Raw genomic sequence first — 21023 nt, 5'->3', positions numbered from 1 at the left:
TTAATCGCGACGTGCGGTGCTGTCCGAGGCCCCTTCGTTCCATCTCAGCGCCTGCCGGCGAAATCATGGATGATCGTACCTGCGATCCTGAGCGGCTCGCGGACCCGGAACATTCCGACCACGATCGCGAGATAGAGACAGCCGCAGAAGCAGCCGGACAGAACCATGCGCACGAGCGCGGGATAGGCTCCGAGAAGCGCCGCTTGCATCCACCAGCCCGCAGCCGCAGTCGCAACGGCGCCGACGGTCTGCGGACCGACGGCCCGGATCACCAGTTCCGCACCGATCCCGATCGGACGTCCGGCATACATCACCGACGGCAAAGCGATCAGCGAGTATCCGGCCACGACGCCCCAGGCGACGCCGACCGGCCCAAAGGGCAGTCCGGCCAGCACCGCAACGACCTGCGCAAAGAGAGAGATGATGCCCCAGGTCTGCCAGCGGTCCGCCCTCCCGAGCGACAGATGCAGCCAGCCCTGCGAGCCCTCGACGACGTGCGAAATGCCGCGCAGCGCAATGATGCTGAGCAGCCCGCCCGCAGCCTGCCACTTCTGCCCCAACAGCACGACGGTGAGGTCCTCCGCGGTGACGGAGAGGATCGCCGCCGCCGGCATCAGGAAGAACGCCAGCATCGAGAGTGCCACCTCGTACTTCTGCCGAAGCGCAGCCGGATTCGCCTGCAGCTTGCTCAGCGCCGAGCTTCCCACCGCATGCGTCTGATTGAGCGCCGCATAGATCGAGTTGTCGTACAGGTTCATCGCATTCTGGTAGTAGCCGACCTGATCGGGCCGGTAGAGCAGCCCGAGCGCGATCCGGTCCACCGCCCGCGACAAGGTATAGGCCACGGTGAAGCCGACCACGTGCAGCCCGAACCGGACCATCGACCTCACCTCAGCATCGAAAACGGGGACGCCGGGCCTCCAGCGACAGGCCGACCACGCGGCGACCACGACGCAAATCGATGTCACGACGGGACGAATGACCAGCGCCCAATAGCCGTAGCCCTCGAACGCCATGGCGACGGCGGCAACCGTCCCTGCCAGCGTGCCGAACAATTGGATCCGGCCGATGCGACCGAACTGCAGCGTGCGCCGGAGCAGCGCCATATGCTGGTTGGTCAGCCCGGACAGCACGAAGGTGATCGCGACGCAAAGCGCGATCGGCTCCAGTCGCGGATCACCGTAGACCCAGGCAATCAGCGGGCTGGATGCCGCGACGACGATCGCCACCGCAACGCCGATGCCGGTGCTGACCCAGAACAGGCCGCTGACCTGGGCCGGCGTGATCCTGCTGCGCTGAGCGGTGGCATCGAGCAGGCCGAAGTCGATCAGCAGCGGCGCGAAGCTCGTCAGCACGGTGACGATGGCGACGAGCCCGAAATCCTCCGGCGCGAGCAGCCGGGCCAGGACGATGGCCGCTCCGATCTGGAGCACGGCATTGCCGTATTGGATGACGATGGAAATCAGGCCGCCGCGCAACGCACGGCGTCCGAGATCGCTCGATTCCCGATGTTCCTCGAAGTAAGCGGCGACGGCTTCCGACATCTCCGTTCAATCGCTTTCAATCATCGTAACCAACCTTTCGGTTCCCAGTCACGGCCAAACAGATCCGTCCAGGGCAATGAAAATCCGATCGTCGAAAACGCAGCCGGTATAAAATAGCTCGCGGAGGCCGCTGGAGCGATGACGCCACTTTGTGGCGGAGAAAGGATTGAAACGTCACTGCGCCAACAATACCGGCATGCGATTTAATTCCTGCTCGCGAGCCATCCCCGAGCCAGCCGCCATCTCCGCCAGCCTCTTCAGCCGATCCTTGCGGGCAGCAAGGCCCGGCATCGGCTGCAGACCCGTGGCCTCCAGGATCGTCTCCCACCGATACACCCAGTCGTGCCGCATCAAGGTCTGGGCCATGCCGGTTCGCCGCATCCGGTCCTGGCGGACCGGATCGCCGTCCAGCTCCCTGATGACCCGGTCGATGTCGGGCGATGTGTGCGGCACGTCGATCATCACCTCGGACCAATCGAACAGCCGCGGAAACAGGTCATTGTCGGGACGCTCGCCGAGCATGATGGCGCCCGCCGCCGCGCCCTCGAAATACCGGTAGCCGAACTCGACTTGCCGCCCGGTCTCCTGCGGCTCGTCGAACTTGCCGGGATTGACCAGAAAATACCTGCTTCTCTTGGCGAGGTTTGCCATCTGCGTCCGGTGCTCCCGGAGGTCGATGGCCTGGCTGCCGCCGATCGTGTCGTGGAGATAGAACAGGCCGCTCTGCTGCGCCATCGCGAGCAGCGACTGGTGGGTGACACGGGAGCGACGCCCCATGCTGAAGACGTCGATGACCCTCTCGGGCGGATCGGGATAGGGACAAAAGCGGATCGCGTCGATGGCGAGCGGAAGATGCACGCAAGCCTTGCCGATCTCCTCGCCGAGCGGCTTCACCGTGCCGATCTGGAACGGCATCACGACATCGAACTTGGCGAGGATCTTCAGGAAATGCCGGTGCTTGGCGATCTCCTTGATCCAGAGCTCGTCCAGCAGACACACCGAGGTCCCGCACGCACCTCTCAGATCCTCGATCGCGTCGAACATGATCAGGTCCTGCGGGAACCCGCAGATCGCGAACAGAACGTCGTATTGCTGCTGCGGCTTGATCCGCGTGAGCCCGGGATTCAGCAGCACGGGCGCGTGGTAGCCCAGCCGGGTCGCGAAGCTCGCCCGTCGGCTCGACGGGTCGAGTTCGGGCGCGAACAGCTCGGCGGAATCGACCTCGCAGATGATGTCCTCGAACTCGACATGAGGACCGCGGTTGAGGGCTTTGCCGAAGATGTTTCGGAGTGAGAAGACGGCGATACGGGGCTTGCCCGGCTGCGAACTCATGACGCCTCACTCTGGTGTTGTTGGACCACTTGCACGGTGCTGTACGAAGGCGGCGACGTCACGATGATGAAACCGGTGTTCTGATGAGATCGGCGTCCAGCGCGATCCGCGCAGCGGCCTCGATGCGCGCGAACGGAACGTCGGCCCGGATTGCCATGTCGAGCAGGCTGTGCCTGCCATCCGCGAGGTTGAGGACCCATAGAAGGTCCATCTGCGTCGCCCCGCCCGCCTCGCGCTGGCCGGCAATCGCGCGATACAGGCCGCGCCGTCCCAGTTGCGGCTCCCCTCGCCCATCGACGCGCTCATAGATGCGGTCGCGATCGAGCAGATCCAGCACCTCCTCGATGACCGCGTAGGACTGCTCGAGACAGTCCGGCTTGACGAAATCCAGATTGTCCGCCGAGGTGTGATATTCGGGAAACGTGCCGTGCACGCCGCGCATCAGGCACCCGACCGGCAGATCGAATCCCGGCGAGCAGAACTGCCGCTCGTCATATCCATAGGGGCTGAATGGCAGAATCTCATGAGGATGGCCTGAGTGCTTCAGGACATGCGCGACGGCGCGATCGATGCTCGCCCCGCTCCGGCTCTGCTTGTAGTGAAATCCACTGGAATCGCCGAGACAGGTGAGGACGAGGCCGTGTTCAACACGTCCGAGATTCCGCTCGTTGCGGTCGAGCCACGCGAGCGCGCCGATGGTCGCCGGCAGGAACAGAAATCGGTATCCGAGTCGGCGCGGCTGCTGCGCCTGCCGCATCGCCAGCGCCGTCATGACGGCAATCCCTGAGAGATTGTCGTTGGCGAGACTCGGGTGACAGATATGGCAGGTGATCAGGACTTCCTTGTCCGTCTGCCCGGGGACGAAGAATTCGCCGTAGGTCAACGCCCCCTGCGAGAGCTCGCTGTCGATCTCGACGCGGTAGCTGTCGTCCGTCATCCCCCGCCACAGACGATCTTGCAGGCAGAAGCCCCAATCGTCGGCATAGTAGCCGGTCCGGTAGGGAATGAGATCAGGCTGGTCCGGCAAGGTATGGACGTGCTTGGCAAGCTCGGCACGGCTGAGCACCGCCTGGACTGGCTTGCTGTAGCCCATCACGTGCAGATTGTTGTCGGCGAAGTCGACGAGAACGCGGCCCGACAGGGTCGAGATCGTCGCGCGACGAATGTTCCACTCTGCCGGCACGTGCCAGTCCAGGACCGGCGTGCCGGACGGCACCTCGTGAATCGCAAGCCCGACATTCCGCGCGACGATGCCGAGCGTCTGACGGACACCCGCCCCGGTGAGGCTGCGGTTGATCGGAAACAGTTCGGCGACCAGATCGTGGAGATCGATCGCCGGCGTTCTCGGACCAGCCGGGGATTTGAGGATGTCCAGCATGACGCGTCAGCCCTACTTCATCGGTTAGGCCGACGCCTGCGCGGCATCGGCCGCGAGATCGCCGGCCGGCAGCGGCACGATCGTCGGCTGGTAGACCAGATGCTCCGCCGGAGCTTCCACCTGATCGTATGGCGTGACGATCTCCTCGGGCAGCCGCGCGAGATCGGCCACCCGCAGGAAGTCGCGCAGGTTCGTGCCGGTCGATTCCGAGTCGATGTTGACGGCGCCGCGCCGGCTGCTGACATCGGCAAAATGCACGGTACGGAAATCGATGCTGAAGCGCGTCACGCCCGAGGTGTTCGGGACGGACGAATGCAGATGCGCTCCGGAGAAGATTGTGACGCCGCCACTCGGCGCGATCACCCGGATCTGCGGATCCAGTGCAATCTCCTGCTCCGGCTTCGGCTGCACCCGTGTATCCGTCTTGATGTGCTGCGCCGCCGACGCACGCGAGGTCCTGTTCCACTCGTAGTAGTTATAGGTCCTGGAGCCGTTCTTGATCGCTTCATCGAAATAGCGCGGATGAAATGCAAGGCCGTTGTCCGGCGCGATGTCATACACCGGCAGCCACCAATTGAGCTGGCACGGCGGCGCCGAGTACCAGGTGTCGCGATGAGGGTGGAATGCGAACGCGATCCCGGTGGTGAGATAGTCGTTGCTGGTTGCCGACCGCAGCCGCGGCACGTCGAAATAGGTCAACTCGGGATCGCAGCCGAACTCGCGGAGCGTGCCCTGCACCAGCTCCTTCGACCGGGCGTGATGGATGAAGAACGGCTTCAGCCTGGCGAGGATCTCGACGTAGCGCTCGACCGGGAGCTCGAATTGCGCCGTTCGGGGATCATAGGGATGAAACGCCTCCTCGATCAGCTCCCTGGCGAACGCGACCAGCGCATTGAGCGAGGGCGTCGGCGAATGCAGGAACAGCGCGCCCTGATACAGTTTCTGGCGCCGCTCGTCATCGGGCATCGTGGCATCAACGAAAATGTTCGTCATTCCGTGATCCTCCTCGACAAATCGTCAGAACGTTCGAGACGATCGGGCCGCTCCGTGGCCGCCAGATCCCTCCCCCAGGATACCGCGCTGTCGTCATGCTGCTTCACCAAAGACCCCGTTCGGCAAGCGAGGGCCAAGCGGCATCCTTGGCTGACAACACCGTCACCGGCTGCGGCCATCGGATGCCGATCATCGGATCGTCGTGCCGGAAGCCGTCCGAGAGCTGCTCGACATAGTCTTCGCCCATCAGATACTCGACCGTGACGTCGTCGGTCAGCGTCTGGAATCCATGGGCAAAACCGGCGGGAACGTAGAGCATCCGCGCCGTCGAGGGGCCGAGCTCGCAGGCATAGACCTCGCCGCGCGTCGGCGAGTTCGGCCTGATGTCGACGATGACGTCATGGATCAGCCCGGCGCTGCAGCGGACGATCTTGGCGTCAGGCTTCGGCGCACGCTGGAAATGCATGCCGCGGACGCTGCCGCGGAGACGCGTCACCGAGCTGTTGCCCTGCATAGGGACGAACGCGATGCCCTGCTCGGCAAAAGTCTTCGCGCACCAGGTCCGCGTGAAGCTGCCGCGCTCGTCGGAGCGAACGGTCAGCTCGATCAGCCGCGCATCCGACCGTCCAAGCGGGACAAACCTCATGGCTCAACACTCTTCGCGCATATGGTGCGGCAATGCCCTGCTCTACTCCTCGATCGTCGCCTTGGGGACCGGCACGATGAAGCGGCCGCCCCAGTCGCGGATCGCCGCCATCTGTGCCTTGATCTCGCTCTTGATGTTCCACGGCAGGATCAGGACGTAATCCGGCCTGGCTTCGAAGATCGCTTCCGGCGGCAGGATCGGAATGCGCACACCCGGCATATAGCGGCCCTGCTTGGACGGGGCGCGATCGACCGTGAAGTCGAGAAAATCGGTGCGGATGCCGCAATAATTCAGCAGCGTCACACCCTTCGCCGGGGCACCGTAGCCGACGATCTTCTTGTTGTCGCGCTTGAGCGCCGTCAGCAATTCGAGCAGCGCACGCTTGGTCTCTTTGACCTGCTCGTTCCAGGCCATGTAGATGGCATCGTCATGCAGCCCATAGGCCCGCTCCCGCGCCAGGACATCGGCAACGTTCGGGCTCTCCGCATGAGCGGCCTCCGCGTGGCAGACGAAGAACCTGATCGAGCCGCCATGCGTCTCCGGAAGCTCGACGTCGAACACCCGCAGGCCCGCTTGGGCGAAGATGCGCAGGCCCGCGATCAGCGACAGATACGAGAAATGCTCGTGATAGATGGTGTCGAACTGATGCCGCTGCATCAAGGTCAGCAGGTGCTGGACCTCGAAGGTCGCGACGCCCTCCGGCGCCAGCAGGATTTTGACGCCGCCGACGAAGTCGTTGATGTCGGGAACGTGCGCGAGCACGTTGTTGGCCGTGAGGAGATCGGCCGACCAGCCCTCCTCCCGGAGACGGGTCGCATAGTCGCGGCCGAAGAATTCGACCCGGGTCTCGATGCCCTTGGCGCGCGCGGCCAGCGCAACGCTTTCGCAGGGTTCGACGCCGAGACAGTTGATGCCCTTCTGGAGCGAGTATTGCAGCAGATAGCCGTCATTCGACGCGATCTCGACATGCCGCGAGGCCGGGCCGAGCTTGAAGCGATCGGCCATGGCTTCGACATAGCGGCGCGCGTGCTCGAGCCATGAGGTCGAGTGCGAGGAGAAATAGGCATAGTCGGCGCGGAAGATCTCGGACGCGGCCAGGAGGTCGCGCGTCTGCGCCAGACGGCACTCGCGGCAGACGAAGGTCTCCAGCGGATAGAACGGCTCCGCCCGCATGTAGTTGGCCGGATCGATGTAGTCGTTCGCGACCGGCGAGGCGCCGAGATCGATCAGCTTGAGGGTCAGGTCGTCGCCGCAGTGCCGGCACTTGGGCGCGACGCCGACGGCGGTGGGAAGGGTCAGTTCCATGGTGTCTCCGTCACTGTCCTTGCCGGCTGAGGCGAGCATCTGCCCGGCGCGGCCGGCGCGATCACGTCCATTGCAGCCTGTCGTTGATCCGGGCCGTCTCCATGTGGTCCTGCAGGACCTTGAGACGGATCAGATCGGACGAGCGAAACTCGGCATCCTTGAACTGCATCCTCTTGAGACCATCGACAAGGTTCTGGATCGACTGGTCCAGGGTGACCTGCGGCTGATGATCGGGGGCCAGCGAGCGGTACAGGCCGAAATCGACCTTGTAGGAGCGGCTGTCCACCGGCGCGGAGGTGTTGATCGACACGCTGGTCCCCGGCACGCGCGCGGCCACCGCGTTGGCGAGATCCTTGACCTGGTAGTTGCGGTCGTCCGAGCCGGCATTGATGGTGAGGAAGCGGCCGCCCGTCGCCGCCGGCCGGTCGATCGCCCAGTCGATCGCCCGCGCCATGTCGGCCACGTCGATCAGGGGGCGCCACGGCGTGCCGTCGGAGAGCACGCTGATCTGGCGGCGGGTGAGCGCGCAGGCCACGAAATCGTTGAGGACGAGGTCGAGCCGCAGCCGATCCGACATGCCGCAGGCGGTCGCAAAGCGCAGACAGGTGATGGTCATGCCGGTGTCGATCGCGGCGAGCTCCTGCTCCGATCCGATCTTCGACTTGGCGTAGGCCGTGATGGGATTGAGAGGATCGCCCTCTTTGCGCGGCGGTCCGTCGGCGATGCCGTAGACGCTGCAGCTCGACGCGAACACGAAATTCTTCACACCGGCCGCCGCAGCTTTCCTGGCAAGCGACACGGTGGTGTTCTGGTTGATGTCGAGCGTCACCTGCTGGAAGCGATTGCCCATCGGATCGTTGGAGATCGCCGCCAGCTGGACCACGGCATCATAGCCGCGGAGGTCGAGCGACATGTCGCGAACGTCGCCATGGATCTGCTCGTCGAGATATCGCTCGGGAACGACGGGCGCTCCGGTCAGGCAGTGCGCGAAATAGGCGTTGTCGAAGCCGTGCAGCGTCGCATCCGGGCGCTGCGCCCGCAGATGCCGCGCGACGACCGGACCCACATAGCCCATGTTTCCGGTGATCAGGACCTTCAAAATCTCACCCTCTACGATACCAACCAAAACAAAATTTAAATCACCTGCAATCGATTATAATTTAATATTCCAGCCGGCGTCCAGTGAATCCGTCGGCAGCGGCGGTGCCGCCCGCCTTCTCCGGCGGGATACGCAAAACTCGGTAAAAATCCCTTCTCCGCCATCTCGATCCGCCTGTTACCGTGCCCCATCCGGACGGCGCCGATCGATGCGGCATCAGGCAACCTCTCCCATTTAATTTATTCCACCAAATTAAATAATGCCACAATAGGAACAAATGTTGACCGCAAATCTCGGCAGCTTTAATTCGATCCATGGAAATGAGGACGTCCCGCGTGCGGGAACGCCCCGGCCTGATGACGCATTGATTGAAGCATTGAAAGACAGAGCATGACACTATCCGCCGGCGACTGGGTCGAAGTGCGCAGCAAGGAAGAGATCCTGGCGACGCTCGATGCCAACGGGCGCCTCGAAGGGTTGCCGTTCATGCCGCAGATGTTCAAATGGTGCGGCCAGCGCTTCCAGGTCTACAAGCGCGCCCACAAGACCTGCGACACGGTCACCGGATACAACACCGGCGAGTGGCTCGGACGGCGCCTCCCCAACGCCGTGCATCTCGAGCATCGCTGCGACGGCGAGGCCTATGGCGGCTGCCAGGCGGCCTGCCTGATCTTCTGGAAAGAGGCGTGGCTGACCCCGGTCGATCCGGCCAAGCCCGCCGCGGCCATCCCGGACCGCGCCGCTGCGCTTCAACCGCCCGGCGGATGCACGGTGCGCGCGGTGTGGGATGCGACCAAGTCGCCGGACCAGCAGCCGGGAAAAGGCCCCCGCTATGCCTGCCAGGCGACCGAGCTCCCGACCTACACCCAGCCGCTCAAATGGTGGGATGCCCGGCAGTACGCCGAGGACATCGCGTCCGGCAATGTCTCGCTCGCGAAGATGTTCAAGGGCCTCCTCTACTTCGCCTATGTCGGCGCCACCATGGCCCGCCGTCCGCGGCTCGGCCGGCCCGCGCGCTGGATCTACGACCGCATCCAGTCGCTGTGGGGCGGCGTACCGTTCCCGCGCAAGCGCGGCGTCCTCCTGACCGACAAGGACGCGCCGATCGCCGATCTCGGGCTGCAGCCCGGCGATCTCGTCCGCGTGCGCCCGCACCAGGAGATCCTGGCCACCATCGACAAGCAGACCAACAACCGCGGCATGGGCTTCGACGCCGAGATGGTGCCCTATTGCGGAAAGGTGTTCCGGGTACGGACGCGGGTCGAAAAGTTCATCGACGAGCGCACCGGCTACATCCGGCGGATGAAGACACCGGCCGTCATCCTCGACGGCGTCTATTGCCAGTCGCGCTACAGCGAGAACCGGTTGTTCTGCCCGCGCGGCATCTATGCATGGTGGCGCGAGGTCTGGCTGGAGAAGGTGCCGGCCACCGCGATCGAGCGTCCGCCGGCAGAGGAGATCGTCGAACTTCCGCGGCGGGCGGCCGGCTGACGGCAGGCCGCCGCCGGGCAAAGCGGCCGGGCGCCGCTCATCGCCTCGCCCATAGGGCATGGATAGACCGTGTGCGAGGGCCTCGCGGCGAGGCGGCGGCTTCAGCCGCCGTTCACCCCAGTGATAGCTTGCGCGCGACGAAGGCCTCGGCGTAGCGCTCGGCGGCGCGGCATTCCATGCCCCGCAACCGCGCCAGGCCCATGAACGTTTCCGGATCGAACCATTGCTTGGAGCGCTGGCTGCCGAAATGCGTCATCAGCAGCGCGACCTTCCGCTTCATGATCCGCTCGGAGAGGGGCATGTAGACGTTGGGCCGTCCGAGATCGCCGTCCCATTTCGGAATCTCGTATTCCAGGACGAGATGATCGCGGAATGTGTTCCAGACCAGGCGGTTGACCTGCCGATGGTCCTGATGGGCGTCGTCGCGGCGGTGCGCGAGAATGACGTCCGGATTGATCCGGCCCTTGAGCTGCTCGAACCAGGCCTTGATCTCCTCGCCCTGCTCGGGGAAGAAGCCGTCGCGGAACTGCATGATCTCGAGATTGCGGCTGGCGACCTCGGCGAGGAAATCATCGGCCGACGCCCGCGCCTCGACGCCGCGCTCGCCATTGCCGCTGAGCACGCACCAATGAACATCCAGGCGGATGCCCTGGTCGAGCCACGAGAGCAGCGTGCCTCCGGCCCCGATCTCGATGTCGTCGGAATGCGCGCCGAGACACAGGACCGACAGCCGGTCGCCGCGACCGGCGAGCTGCAACGCCCTCATCCGTTCACCACCGCCGGAAGACTGGAGCCGAGATGCCAGGGCGTGTCGCCGCGCTCGATCATCTCCTCGAGCACCTGGCGGTCGCGGAGCGTGTCCATGGCCCGCCAGAACCCTTCGTAGCGGTAGGCCATCAACTCGCCGCGGTCGATCAGCCGCTTGAACGGCTGCACGACGAGCTCGTCCCCTTCCTCGATGTAGTCGAATATCTCCTTGCGGAAGATGAAGTAGCCGCCGTTGATCCAGATATCGGAATCGTTGCTCGCGGCCATGCGGCCCACGGTGCCGTCGGCGTCGAATTCGGCGAGGTGAAAGCTGATCGGCGGATGGATGGCGATGAAGCAGCCGATCTTGCCGCTACGCTTGAAGCGATCGATCATCTCCGGCAGCGGCGCGTCCGTCAGGCCGTCGCTGTAGTTGGCGAGAAAGATCTCCTCGCCCTCGACCAGGTGCCGGACGGCCCGCAGTCGCTGGCCGATGTTGCGCCAGATGCCGGTGTCGACCAGCGACACCCGCCAGTCCGGCGGGCGGTCGCCCAATAGCTCGACCTTCTTGCCGAACTGCGAGATCGTGCAGTCGGTGGTCGCCGCCTGATTGTAGTTCAGGAAATAGTCCTTCACCACATTAGCCTTGTAGCCCAGGCACAGAACGAAATCCCGGTGCCCGTACTGGCTGTAATACTGCATGACGTGCCAGAGGATCGGCTGGTGGCCGATCGGAATCATCGGCTTCGGAATGCTCTCGGAATATTCCCGGATCCGCGTCCCGAGTCCTCCACAGAACAATACGACCTTCATGGCGCGACGTCCTTCGGGTTCTCAATCTCTGAAATGAGCAGCACTATCTTCAACCTCGCCGGCGGGCCTCGACGACAGCTCGCCGTGCCCTCGTGTCGCCCTTCCGTCCGCGCAGGGAAAAACTCCCTCCGCATCCGGTCGGCTACGGACGCCACCCGCGTCACGGGCGCCCGGCACCGGATTAATAATCCAATTATATCTCTTTTTAAATGCCATTCTTGGCGGCAAGCATCGAAATATCCGTCGCCTCAAACATTAATTTTACTACCTTAATTTTCCGGAGCCGCTTCCGTAGCGGGCACGGGCGGTATCTTTCGGCGCCTAAGCGCCACCGTCAGGCGTCACGCTGCCCGCGACGCAGGTATCGGGGGATAATCCGACCGCGCGAATAAATTCCAATGGCAATTTTTCATTGTTTAAATTAAATGCCAAAACATATAATAAATGGCTAATCGCTATTTAACCGAGTTTCGAACACCGACATCCCATGCATTACGTGGATCAGCCCGAGACTCTCGATCGAAACGGCATGCCGGCCGTCCTAGTGGAACGGCAGTTCCAGGGCCGCAAATGGCCCGTCCACTACGACTCGGTGGAGCCGTTCGCGATCGTGGCGGACATTGCGACGATCACCATGTCGAGCGTCCTGTCCGGGTTTCTGTATCACCTGCAGGATGCGGCGGGCGCCAACGACGTCAGCAAATCGCTCGGCCTGGCGATCCTCGTGTCGGCGCTGTTCGTCTCGCTGATGAAGATCCGCGGGATGTACCGGCCGGCCGAGCTGCTGATCCTGCCGCGCCAGATCCGCGCGGCCTGCCTGACCTGGGTCACGGCGTTCCTCGTGCTGGCCGGCGCCCTGTTTGCGCTCAAGATCGGCAGCGAATTCTCGCGCGGCACGAGCATCGTCTTCGCGATGTTCGGGCTCGCGGCGCTGATCCTGCATCGCCGCACCACCGCATATCTGCTGGCAAAGGGCTTGGCGGAGAGACGGTTCTCGGGCCGAAACATCGTTCTGATCACCGATGAAGCAAGCAAGGACAACGCCGGGCTGACCCAGGTGCTCACCGACACAGGCTTTCGCGTCCAGCGGCATTTCCTGCTTCCCGAGCCCGGTGCGGATCCGGATCAGCGGCAGCGGATCGTGTCCAGCGTGATCGACTATGTGCGCGGCTCCGACATCGAAGAGATCGTCGTCGGCGCCAATCCCGAACCCTTGTCCGACCTGCGCACGCTCGGCGCCGAGCTGAGAGTCCTGCCGTTTCCAGTGAGCTTCGTGCCGGTCGGAGCGGCGTCGGACATCTTCAAGCGGCCGTGCCGCGAGCTCGGCAATGCCGTCTCCATCGAGCTGCAGCGCGGCCTGCTGAGCCCGCTCGAACACGCCACCAAGCGGCTCATGGATGTCATGCTGGCCGGCATCGCGCTGACCTTGATGTCGCCGCTGCTGCTGCTGGTGGCGATCGCCATCAAGCTCGACTCGGCCGGACCGGTGCTGTTCCGGCAGCAGCGTTGCGGATTCAACGGCCGGGCGTTCCAGATCTACAAGTTTCGCACGATGTCCGTGCTCGAGGACGGGCCCTCCATCGTCCAGGCCCAGATCGGCGACAGCCGGTTCACCCGGCTCGGGACCTGGCTGCGCCGGACCAGCATTGATGAGCTGCCGCAGCTGCTCAACGTTCTGGACGGCAGCATGTCGCTGGTCGGCCCCCGCCCCCACGCCTTGGCGCACGACAACGAATTCGACAAGCTCGTGCGCAACTACGCATTCCGTCGCCGCGTCAAGCCCGGACTGACCGGCTGGGCGCAGGTGCATGGCTGCCGCGGCCCGACGCCCACGCGTGCGTCGATCGAACAGCGCGTCGAATTCGATCTCTGGTACATCGACAATTGGAGCCTGTCGCTCGACGTCGCGATCCTGCTGAGGACGCCGATCGAGCTGATCCGCGGCAACAATGCCTATTAGCGCATATTCGCAAGGGATTATGATCGCAAGCCTACCGGCGGAGCCGTGCGGGCGGATCGGACCGATCTCAGGCTCGAGACTGCGGATCGCGACGCGGGGGCGTCAGACCGCTCACATGTCGTTCGCTGATGTTGAGGGAGCGAATCAGGTGCAGAACCGACGCTGCGCGTCGCTCGGGCTATCGACGGGCTTGACTCAGTCGGCCCCGATTAGGCCCGCTGACGGCGACTTTTCGAACCGCCCGCCGCTCCATTGATCGCAAACTCCTCGATCCGATGCCCGGTCTTGATCGCCGCCACCAGCCAACGCGGCTGCTTGCCTCGGCCGGACCAGGTCTCGGAAGTCTGCGGGTTGCGATACTTCGGGAGAACCCGGGGATATTTGCGCCGCGCCTTGCCGCTCGTGGTGTAGGACTGCCCACCCTCACTGCCGGCACCTTCGATGGCACCGCGGCTGCGGTTGAGAACCGCCAGACGACGTTCGAGCTCGCGCTTCTCCGACGTGATCCTCACGGCAAGGATCTGACTGATCTGCTCGTGGAGAGACCAGAGGTCATCGAAAGACATCGCCTCGAAATCGATCTTCTTGGTGGACATACAGCGACCTTTGTCTGTGATCTCTATCCTGCCGGATTAACGTCATATAATTCGGTATTTCGTTCCGCAAGTGGCTCGCGGTCGGAAAAACTGAATATTTGAGTTATACCAACCCGGCCAAGCCATATGGTTGTAACTCAAATAAAACTCAACCCGCAACCCCATTTCCGAAACGATGTCGCGCCGCCTTCGAGATTGCGGCAGCATTCGTTTGCACGCCGGAAGAAGCCACCGAATCAACACGATCTGCAACGGATTCGTCGCATACTACGGCAAGACCGCGTCAAAGTGACGTAGTTTCGATGATCGAACTTGCGCGTATTTGATAGCTGACATTCTCACCACGACATGGTTTTCAAAGCTGCCGCGACGGACTTACAACCTTTTCGAGCGAGCACCCTGAAGACCCGGATCGAGATATTTTTGCATGCGCACAAAATGCCGCCACCGGGTTTAATTGAGCACGCCACCGTGAATATGCCGCAAAGCAGCCGACATCGTTCCGGCGAATCAAACGCCTTCCCTAAATATTGGATCCTTCAGGTGCGCTCACGCAGATCAGACTTGCGCACGTCGCGCCGACAGCGGGGCGCGCGGCGTCAGACAGGCACACACCGGCAGCGGAACTAACTGCCGCTGCGATCGGCCGTGAGGTTGAGGACGGCTGCGGACACCCGGCGGCCGATCCCGAAAACCCGTTGTCCAAAGTCATCGTCCGTGGAGGCGACATCAGCGGCCTGTGCGCCAGGTGAAGCGGCCGCATCGCATGGCTCGCCGCGATATGGTTTCGGGCCCGTCTTGGAGCGCCGTCCTTGCCCGACACGACGGCTGAAGGACGTCCAGATGACGTCCGGCCGTCGAGCGGCCGCCGACAGCAGCACGGGGCGACCTGACGCGTCATCAGGGTCAATGCCGAGCGGCTGTCGCCTCGCGCCGGCAAGCGGCGCGGCCATGACGGCCGGCCGCCGCAGCGATCAAATTCCGATGCGATTATTTCTGCTGCCTGGTTCGACCCGGCACCGCCGGCCGGGGCGGAATCACGTGCGCCGTCCCGCGGCCGTGCCGCGTGGCCATCGGGCGACGCCTGGGTGCCGCGGACTTCTTCGCGCGTTTGCCGAGGCTGGTGCTGATGGATTGGATCTCATCGAGCAGGACATCACAAAGCTCGATCTGCGACCGCAGCACGGATTGCTGCGAACGGCCCGACCTTGGCCGGCCGAAACGTAATTTGGCAAGGCGTATTTTATTCAGCGATTTCAGGACGGCATTCAAAGCGCGACCGCCGCCATCCATCTCAATATCCTCAATCAACGCGGCACCAAGCTCGTCACACAAGGACGGACCCCACTCGTTGGCGAGTTTTGAGGGCATCTTCCCCGAATGCCGAACCGTCATCGCGATGATGCACGGATTCGATTTTCGGCATTAAATTAACCACTCGCGACAAGTTAATTTACCATCTGACAGCAAGACATTAAATACTTCTGGCACTCGCTACGGTTTGCCGTAAAATGCTACCGCGTTGCCAGAAAGACCTTTTTAAGCACCTTTCGTCCGGTACAATTGAAGCTTTAGTTTGTTCAGTCTACCCTTTTATGTCTCCGACCGTGCAGAATCGTCTCTACACAATTAATTTAATTCTAGATTACGTAAGAATACGGTGTGGAACTTGCCCATTTAATCGTCTGAGCGACGATCGACGTTGCCGAACGCGGCCGAACCGGCCGAGCACGGCCCTCATCAGTCCTCGCCGCCAAGCTTGACCATGACTCGGCCGAGCGGAGCGTCCAGCTCCTTCGGAGACGACGAGGAAGGGGTCGGGTTACCACACCATGGGCCGCTCCGGCGCCCCGCACACCACCGCGCGGCGGTACAGCACGCCCTGGGGCGTCTCGACGGCGACACGCCGAATGCACCCGGGATGAATCGCAAGATTATAATGAAACGGAGTGGCCTCGAATGTCCCGTGCAGCCGGCAGAGTCTGCTGAGATCCGGCCCGCACTCCGTCAGCGGATAGAGGCCGCGCGCCGACGCGGGATCGGATAGGCCCGTGAAGGCGATCGCGAAAGCGGCTGCGGCGATCCTGATCACGTTCGACAATTGCGTGCTCCGTTGCAAAAAGAGCCTCAAGGGCTGGCGCAGCAGCATAGACTTGATCGGCGGCCTTGGACAACCGGCCGCCGCTTACAGTCCCGACGCCCGCACGGCCTTCGAATCTCGCCAGCTACAGCCGCCTTGGCGGCGCCGGTCCCGCCTCCCTCGGCTGTCCGGCTGCCTCGGCTCACCGACGCGCTGCGCGGGCTGCGATGTCGTCGCCCCCTGCGCGAGCAAGCGACTCGGGCTAACCGTTGCGCAACGGCTTTGTGCTTAAAATTGTTCGGACCCTGTTAGGTCGAATGGATCATCCCTTCACCGTGGGACCTCCGGCGGCGCCGACAGCTTGGGGCGGTAATATGGTGATGTCAGACTGTGACCTAATTGGCACGGCCGGGCAAAAGCGGACCAATCCGAACGGCCGTACGCTTTCGTCCAGTATGGCCGCCGGGTAGGTTGAAACACGTGGGACGTTCTCCCTTCTTGGTGGAGGGAGCAGCGTGGGGAAATGTATTTTTGCTGTATTCGGGGACGCGTTTGAAGGCCTTGATCAATCCGCCCGGGCCGACCGGCGGCGGGGGGTCTCCTGTGCGCAGCAGTACAGTGGACCCGCGCAGCTTTCATGGCCTTTGCCGCCGCTCGCGCGCGCTCCTCACCCTGGCGATCTTGGCGCTTCTGCCCGCCTGTTCCTTGCTCCCCGGGACAGGACCGACCAGCGACGCCGTGAACGACAATGCCACGGCCAGCGTGCGGTCGAACACGGCGCTTCCCTATGCGCTGGTCGACGTCAGCTCCGAAACGATCGGCTTCCTGTCGCAGCCCAATCTGATCACGTTCCAGGGCGTATTCCCGGACAAGCGGCCGAAGCCGGTGCAGGTCGCGGGCGTTGGTGACGTGCTGAACGTTTCCATTTTCGAAGCCGCCCCAGGCGGGCTGTTCACGCCGCCCACGGCCGCCGGCGCCCGCCCGGGCAACTTCGTGGATCTGCCGGCGCAGGCGGTGGACCAGCAAGGCAATATCCGCGTTCCCTATGCGGGCGAGATCACCGCCGCCGGCCGGACGCTGCCGCAGATCGAGCAGGAGATCGTCTTCCGGCTGCAGAAGCGCGCGCTCGAGCCGCAGGTCGTGGTCAGCCTGAACCAGCAGCATTCCAGCGTGGTCAGCGTGCTCGGCGACGTCAATACGCCGGGCGTGCTTGCCCTCAACAGCGTGGGCGAACGCCTGCTGGCCGTGATCGCACGTGCGGGCGGCCCGAAGCACGAGGCCATCGAAAGCTATGTGACCCTGCAGCGGGACGGCAAGCGCGTGCGCGTGCTGCTCAGCCGCGTCGTGCAGGATCCGCGCGAGAACATCTTCATCCGTCCGAACGACGTCGTCTACATCACGCGGGAATCCCCGACTTTCACGGCCCTCGGCGCCCTCAATCAGAACGTCTTCGGCTTCAATTCCGAGATTTCGTTCGATACCGAGACCCTCACGCTGGCCCAGGCGATCGGCAAGGCGGGCGGACTGAACGATCAGCAATCTGATCCGGCCGAGGTCTTCCTGTATCGCTACGAGGAGCGCCCGCTGCTGCAGAAGCTCGGCGTCGATACCAGCCGCTTCATCTACGACCGCATCCCGACGATCTATCACATCAACCTGCGCGATCCCTCCGGCATGCTGCTGGCTTCGGGCTTCCAGATGCGCAGCAAGGACGTGATGTACGTCGCCAATGCCAAGGTCGTCGACTACTACAAGCTTCTGACCCTGATCAACACCACGGCGACGACGACGTCCAACACGGCGACTTCGGTGATCAACGTCAACACGGCGACCAAGACCCGGTGGTGAAGCGCAACGGCGGGCCGGTAGCGGCCTGAAGGGGCGCCGGAGCGTCGGGGGCGGCGGACCGGAGTCCGCCCCGCGCGATGTCGTGGCATCGGACGGCCGTCGTGTGACAAGCCGTTACAATCCAGCCAATCACCGCGACCAAACGACACCGGCGGTGCATCAAGCCGCGACATCGAACGCGCAGTATCCCTCTGCAGGCGACGCGATCGCCCGCGCGAACGAATTGGGAGACTGACGTGAAGACATCCATCGCGACATTTCTGCTCGTGGCAGTGCTTTCGGCGGCAGCAGCGGTCGACGCGAATGCCTGGACCCGCAGCGGCTCGGTCACCGGACCGCGCGGCACCACCTCATTTGGCGGCTCCGGCAGCTGCTCCGGCGGCGCCTGCGCCTGGCAGGGTGGCGGCACAGGTCCCGCCGGCCGCAGCTGGTCGCGCTCCGGCTCCGCGAGCTGCAGCGACGGCAGCTGCACCCGGCAGGGCCAGGGCACGGGACCGCGCGGCAATTCCTACAGCTACAGCCGCACCGTCACGCGCTGAGCGGACGCCGCGGCGCCGCTGGCCGCGGCCCTCCGGAAGCATTGACATCGCCGGTCCGCCTGCTGTTCCGGAGCGGGCCGGCGCGCCGTCTCCATCCGATGACGCCGGACACGCGCCATGCCCATCCTCTCTTCCCTGCCCCCGTCGACGCGCATGATCGTGCTGCTGACGGCGATCGGCTTCATGACGCTGGAATATGGGCTCAGCCGGCTCGCCGGCCGCGAGACTCACGACCTGCGTGAGACCGCAGCCTCGTTCGCCGTCGCGGTCGGACAGCACCTGATCCGCGCAATGGTCGCGCTCGTCGCGGCCGTTCCCTTCATCATCGCCTATCGCCACAGGATCTTCGATTTCGATCCGAGCCGGCCGCTGGCCCTGCTCGCATTGTTTCTCGCCAGCGAGTTCGTCTATTACTGGCACCATCGCGCCTCGCATCGGGTTCGCTGGCTGTGGGCCACGCATGCCGTGCATCACTCTTCCACGCGTCTGAACCTGACCGCAGCGATTCGTCTCGGCTGGACGAGCGAGATCTCCGGTCATTTCCTGTTCTATCTGCCGCTGGCGCTGCTCGGCTTCCATCCGCTCGCCATCATCACCATGCTCGGCGTCAATCTGCTCTACCAGTTCTTCATCCATACCGAGCTCGCGCCGCATCTCGGTCCGCTCGAATCTGTGCTGAACACGCCGCGGCATCACCGCGTCCACCACGCGGCCAACGCGTCCTGTCTCGATCGCAACTATGGCGGCGTGCTCATCATTTTCGACCGGCTGTTCGGCAGTTTCGCCGAGGCCCCGGCCGGCGAGACGCTGCGCTATGGCCTCGTCGGCGTTGAACCGAGCTTCAATCCGTTGCGGATCGCATTTGGCGAATGGATTGCGATCGCCCGCGACCTTACGGCGGCGCGGAACTGGGCCACGCGGCTGCGCGTGCTGACCGCGGCCCCCGGAGACAAGCGCCACCGCCGGGAGTCACCCGACAGCCGAGAAGGATGCTCATGACGTCACATCTCCGATCGTCCATGGCCGCCATGGCGGCCGTTCTGCTCGTCTCGACCACGGCCGTCGCCGCGGAGCGCGGCATCACCATCGACACAAGCGACGGTCCGCGCCATGCGCTGGTGATGACCGCGGGCAGGACGCCGCAGCCGACCGTGATCGTGCTCCATGGCGCGCTCGGCAGCGGCGCCGGCACCGCCCGCACGACGGGCTTTGCCGAAGCTGCGGCGGCCCATGGCTTCGCCGCGGTCTTTCCCGATGGCATCAACCGGCAATGGAATGACGGCCGCGACGGCCGCTCCGGCGGTCCCGATGATATCGGTTTCATCCGCGCCCTGGTGCGGCAGCTCGTCGCTGACGGCACAGCCGATTCCCGGCGCATCTATCTCGCCGGCATTTCGAATGGCGGCATGATGAGCTTCACCCTGGCCTGCAAGGCGCCGGAGCTGTTTGCCGGCATCGGCACGGTGATCGCCAACATGCCTGAAGGCATCGAGCCCTGCGCCGCGCGGCCGCTGCCGGTGGTGATGATCAACGGCACGGCTGATCCGATGGTGCCCTATCGCGGCGGCGAGGTCGGGCTGCGCGGCGGGCGCGGCCGGGTGTGGAGCGCTGACAGGACGGCGGAGTTCTTTGCGCGGCGCGACGGTTGCGGCGCGCGCCAGGCCGTCGCGCTGCCGCATCGGGATCTCGCCAGCGACACCTCCGTCACGCAACTCAGCTGGCGCGATTGCCAGGTGATCGGCGGCGTGTCGCTGTATCGCGTCGAAGGTGGCGGACATGCCCTGCCCGGCCGCCGCCCGCTGGCGCCGCGCCTGCTCGGCCCGAGCAATTTCGACATCGATGCCGCCGAGGTCATTCTCCGCGCGTTCGATCTCGCGCGCACGCTGTAATCCGGCAAGTCCGCCCAGGCTCCGAGCGTGACGAGACGGAGCGGTCACCCGTGGGCACGCGAGCTCAGGCGGCGATCGTCGGCGTGGTGTTCGGCTCACGCGCCAGCTCTGCCTCGCCGTGCGAAGGAAGATTCTCACTGCGGATGCCGAGCGGCGATCCGATCCACAACGCATGCGCGGTGTGATCGGCCAACGGCTCGGTCGTGTTCGGATGCACGAGCACGCTGAGGCGACCATGATTGAGCATCAGCCATGGCACCAGCACTGGAAACACGTCGACCGCGAAGGCGACTTGATACATCGGCCGCTCGTGAGGCCCGACCAGCGCGTCATGCCAACGCCCGAGCGTCACGAGGAAGCGGTCGGCCATCCACTGCCGTAGCTGTGCGGCTTCGGTTCGAGTGGCATCATCGAAATAGATGTGGGCATGAAAGCTCGCAATTGCGCTCAGGCGATGCGGCTGCGCCGCCGAGGTCGTTTCCATCCGCGCCTCTCGATCATTTCAATCGCGTTGGCCGCGCAGGCGAACCGATGCGGCATGGTCATCCTCGCATCGCTAGCCTGCCCTCGGCCGCGCCGCGAGTCGTCGCCGGCGGACGCTGGCCTCGAGATCTCGGCAGGGCTCGAGCTTCGACCCAGACAGTATGTCGCCGCGCGAACGACCGCACCGAGACAAACGACACCGAGACAAACGACAACGCCGCGCTGAGGTTTCAGCGCGGCGTTGTTGTTTTGGGGTGTGAAGAGGGGATGTCCTTTGCAG

General features: G+C 64.0%; 19 protein-coding genes. 6 read left to right on the top strand and 13 right to left on the bottom strand.

Going from position 1 to position 21023, the window contains the following annotated elements:
• Window positions 1-44: 44 nt before the first annotated feature.
• The 7 genes from ACQR1D_RS17760 to ACQR1D_RS17730 form a co-directional block, all read right to left on the bottom strand.
• A complete protein-coding gene (locus ACQR1D_RS17760) occupies window positions 45-1544 on the bottom strand; it encodes a lipopolysaccharide biosynthesis protein (protein WP_434838906.1) in 1500 nt (499 codons plus the stop codon).
• 174 nt (window positions 1545-1718) lie between these two features.
• Window positions 1719-2876, bottom strand: a complete 1158-nt coding sequence (locus ACQR1D_RS17755) for a glycosyltransferase family protein (protein WP_434838905.1) — start codon at window positions 2874-2876, stop codon at window positions 1719-1721.
• A gap of 58 nt (window positions 2877-2934) precedes the next feature.
• Complete coding sequence (locus tag ACQR1D_RS17750; RefSeq protein ID WP_434838904.1) at window positions 2935-4254, bottom strand: DUF4910 domain-containing protein; 1320 nt, start codon at window positions 4252-4254, stop codon at window positions 2935-2937.
• A gap of 24 nt (window positions 4255-4278) precedes the next feature.
• Entirely contained in the window at window positions 4279-5247 is a 969-nt protein-coding gene (locus ACQR1D_RS17745; RefSeq protein WP_316180496.1) for a phytanoyl-CoA dioxygenase family protein, read from the bottom strand.
• 103 nt (window positions 5248-5350) lie between these two features.
• A complete protein-coding gene (locus tag ACQR1D_RS17740) occupies window positions 5351-5893 on the bottom strand; it encodes a dTDP-4-dehydrorhamnose 3,5-epimerase family protein (RefSeq protein ID WP_316180494.1) in 543 nt (180 codons plus the stop codon).
• Window positions 5894-5935: 42 nt separating this feature from the next.
• Window positions 5936-7198, bottom strand: a complete 1263-nt coding sequence (locus tag ACQR1D_RS17735) for a class I SAM-dependent methyltransferase (RefSeq protein WP_315802908.1) — start codon at window positions 7196-7198, stop codon at window positions 5936-5938.
• A 61-nt stretch (window positions 7199-7259) separates the two neighbouring features.
• Complete coding sequence (locus ACQR1D_RS17730; RefSeq protein WP_434838903.1) at window positions 7260-8297, bottom strand: NAD-dependent epimerase/dehydratase family protein; 1038 nt, start codon at window positions 8295-8297, stop codon at window positions 7260-7262.
• A 390-nt stretch (window positions 8298-8687) separates the two neighbouring features.
• Between ACQR1D_RS17730 and ACQR1D_RS17725 the strand changes: the two genes are divergently transcribed.
• On the top strand, window positions 8688-9788 hold the full coding sequence (locus ACQR1D_RS17725) for a hypothetical protein (RefSeq protein ID WP_316180490.1): 1101 nt from the start codon (window positions 8688-8690) through the stop codon (window positions 9786-9788).
• 112 nt (window positions 9789-9900) lie between these two features.
• Here ACQR1D_RS17725 and ACQR1D_RS17720 read toward each other — a convergent pair whose 3' ends face one another.
• Window positions 9901-10554, bottom strand: a complete 654-nt coding sequence (locus ACQR1D_RS17720) for a PIG-L deacetylase family protein (protein WP_316237937.1) — start codon at window positions 10552-10554, stop codon at window positions 9901-9903.
• On the bottom strand, window positions 10551-11348 hold the full coding sequence (locus tag ACQR1D_RS17715; RefSeq protein ID WP_315802904.1) for a glucose-1-phosphate cytidylyltransferase: 798 nt from the start codon (window positions 11346-11348) through the stop codon (window positions 10551-10553). Before ACQR1D_RS17715 ends, ACQR1D_RS17720 begins: the two co-directional genes overlap by 4 nt.
• A gap of 487 nt (window positions 11349-11835) precedes the next feature.
• Here ACQR1D_RS17715 and ACQR1D_RS17710 point away from each other — a divergent pair, with 487 nt between their 5' ends.
• Window positions 11836-13308, top strand: a complete 1473-nt coding sequence (locus ACQR1D_RS17710; protein WP_315802903.1) for an undecaprenyl-phosphate glucose phosphotransferase — start codon at window positions 11836-11838, stop codon at window positions 13306-13308.
• 209 nt (window positions 13309-13517) lie between these two features.
• Here ACQR1D_RS17710 and ACQR1D_RS17705 read toward each other — a convergent pair whose 3' ends face one another.
• From ACQR1D_RS17705 to ACQR1D_RS17695, 3 genes are all read right to left on the bottom strand, one after another.
• Window positions 13518-13904, bottom strand: a complete 387-nt coding sequence (locus ACQR1D_RS17705) for an H-NS histone family protein (RefSeq protein WP_315802902.1) — start codon at window positions 13902-13904, stop codon at window positions 13518-13520.
• A 990-nt stretch (window positions 13905-14894) separates the two neighbouring features.
• Window positions 14895-15299: a hypothetical protein gene (locus tag ACQR1D_RS17700; RefSeq protein ID WP_315802901.1), complete on the bottom strand. Its 405-nt coding sequence runs from the start codon at window positions 15297-15299 to the stop codon at window positions 14895-14897.
• A gap of 427 nt (window positions 15300-15726) precedes the next feature.
• Entirely contained in the window at window positions 15727-16053 is a 327-nt protein-coding gene (locus ACQR1D_RS17695; protein WP_316180484.1) for a hypothetical protein, read from the bottom strand.
• A gap of 669 nt (window positions 16054-16722) precedes the next feature.
• Between ACQR1D_RS17695 and ACQR1D_RS17690 the strand changes: the two genes are divergently transcribed.
• From ACQR1D_RS17690 to ACQR1D_RS17675, 4 genes are all read left to right on the top strand, one after another.
• Window positions 16723-17832, top strand: a complete 1110-nt coding sequence (locus tag ACQR1D_RS17690) for a polysaccharide biosynthesis/export family protein (RefSeq protein ID WP_316237939.1) — start codon at window positions 16723-16725, stop codon at window positions 17830-17832.
• A 236-nt stretch (window positions 17833-18068) separates the two neighbouring features.
• Complete coding sequence (locus ACQR1D_RS17685; RefSeq protein WP_315717381.1) at window positions 18069-18371, top strand: hypothetical protein; 303 nt, start codon at window positions 18069-18071, stop codon at window positions 18369-18371.
• Window positions 18372-18488: 117 nt separating this feature from the next.
• Window positions 18489-19370 carry a sterol desaturase family protein gene (locus ACQR1D_RS17680; protein ID WP_434838902.1) on the top strand — a complete coding sequence of 294 codons (882 nt, stop codon included), beginning with the start codon at window positions 18489-18491 and terminating at the stop codon, window positions 19368-19370.
• Window positions 19367-20260 carry an alpha/beta hydrolase family esterase gene (locus ACQR1D_RS17675; protein ID WP_315802898.1) on the top strand — a complete coding sequence of 298 codons (894 nt, stop codon included), beginning with the start codon at window positions 19367-19369 and terminating at the stop codon, window positions 20258-20260. The genes ACQR1D_RS17680 and ACQR1D_RS17675 overlap by 4 nt, the downstream gene beginning before the upstream one ends.
• A gap of 64 nt (window positions 20261-20324) precedes the next feature.
• On the opposite strand, the gene ACQR1D_RS17670 is transcribed toward ACQR1D_RS17675, so the two are convergent.
• Entirely contained in the window at window positions 20325-20744 is a 420-nt protein-coding gene (locus ACQR1D_RS17670; RefSeq protein WP_434838901.1) for a DOPA 4,5-dioxygenase family protein, read from the bottom strand.
• Between the last annotated feature and the right edge of the window lie 279 nt (window positions 20745-21023).

The organism is Bradyrhizobium sp. HKCCYLRH2047 (assembly GCF_051168175.1).
GTDB lineage: Bacteria > Pseudomonadota > Alphaproteobacteria > Rhizobiales > Xanthobacteraceae > Bradyrhizobium.
Note: the sequence above shows the minus strand (reverse complement) of the source record. Positions and strands in the feature narration are given on the sequence as shown.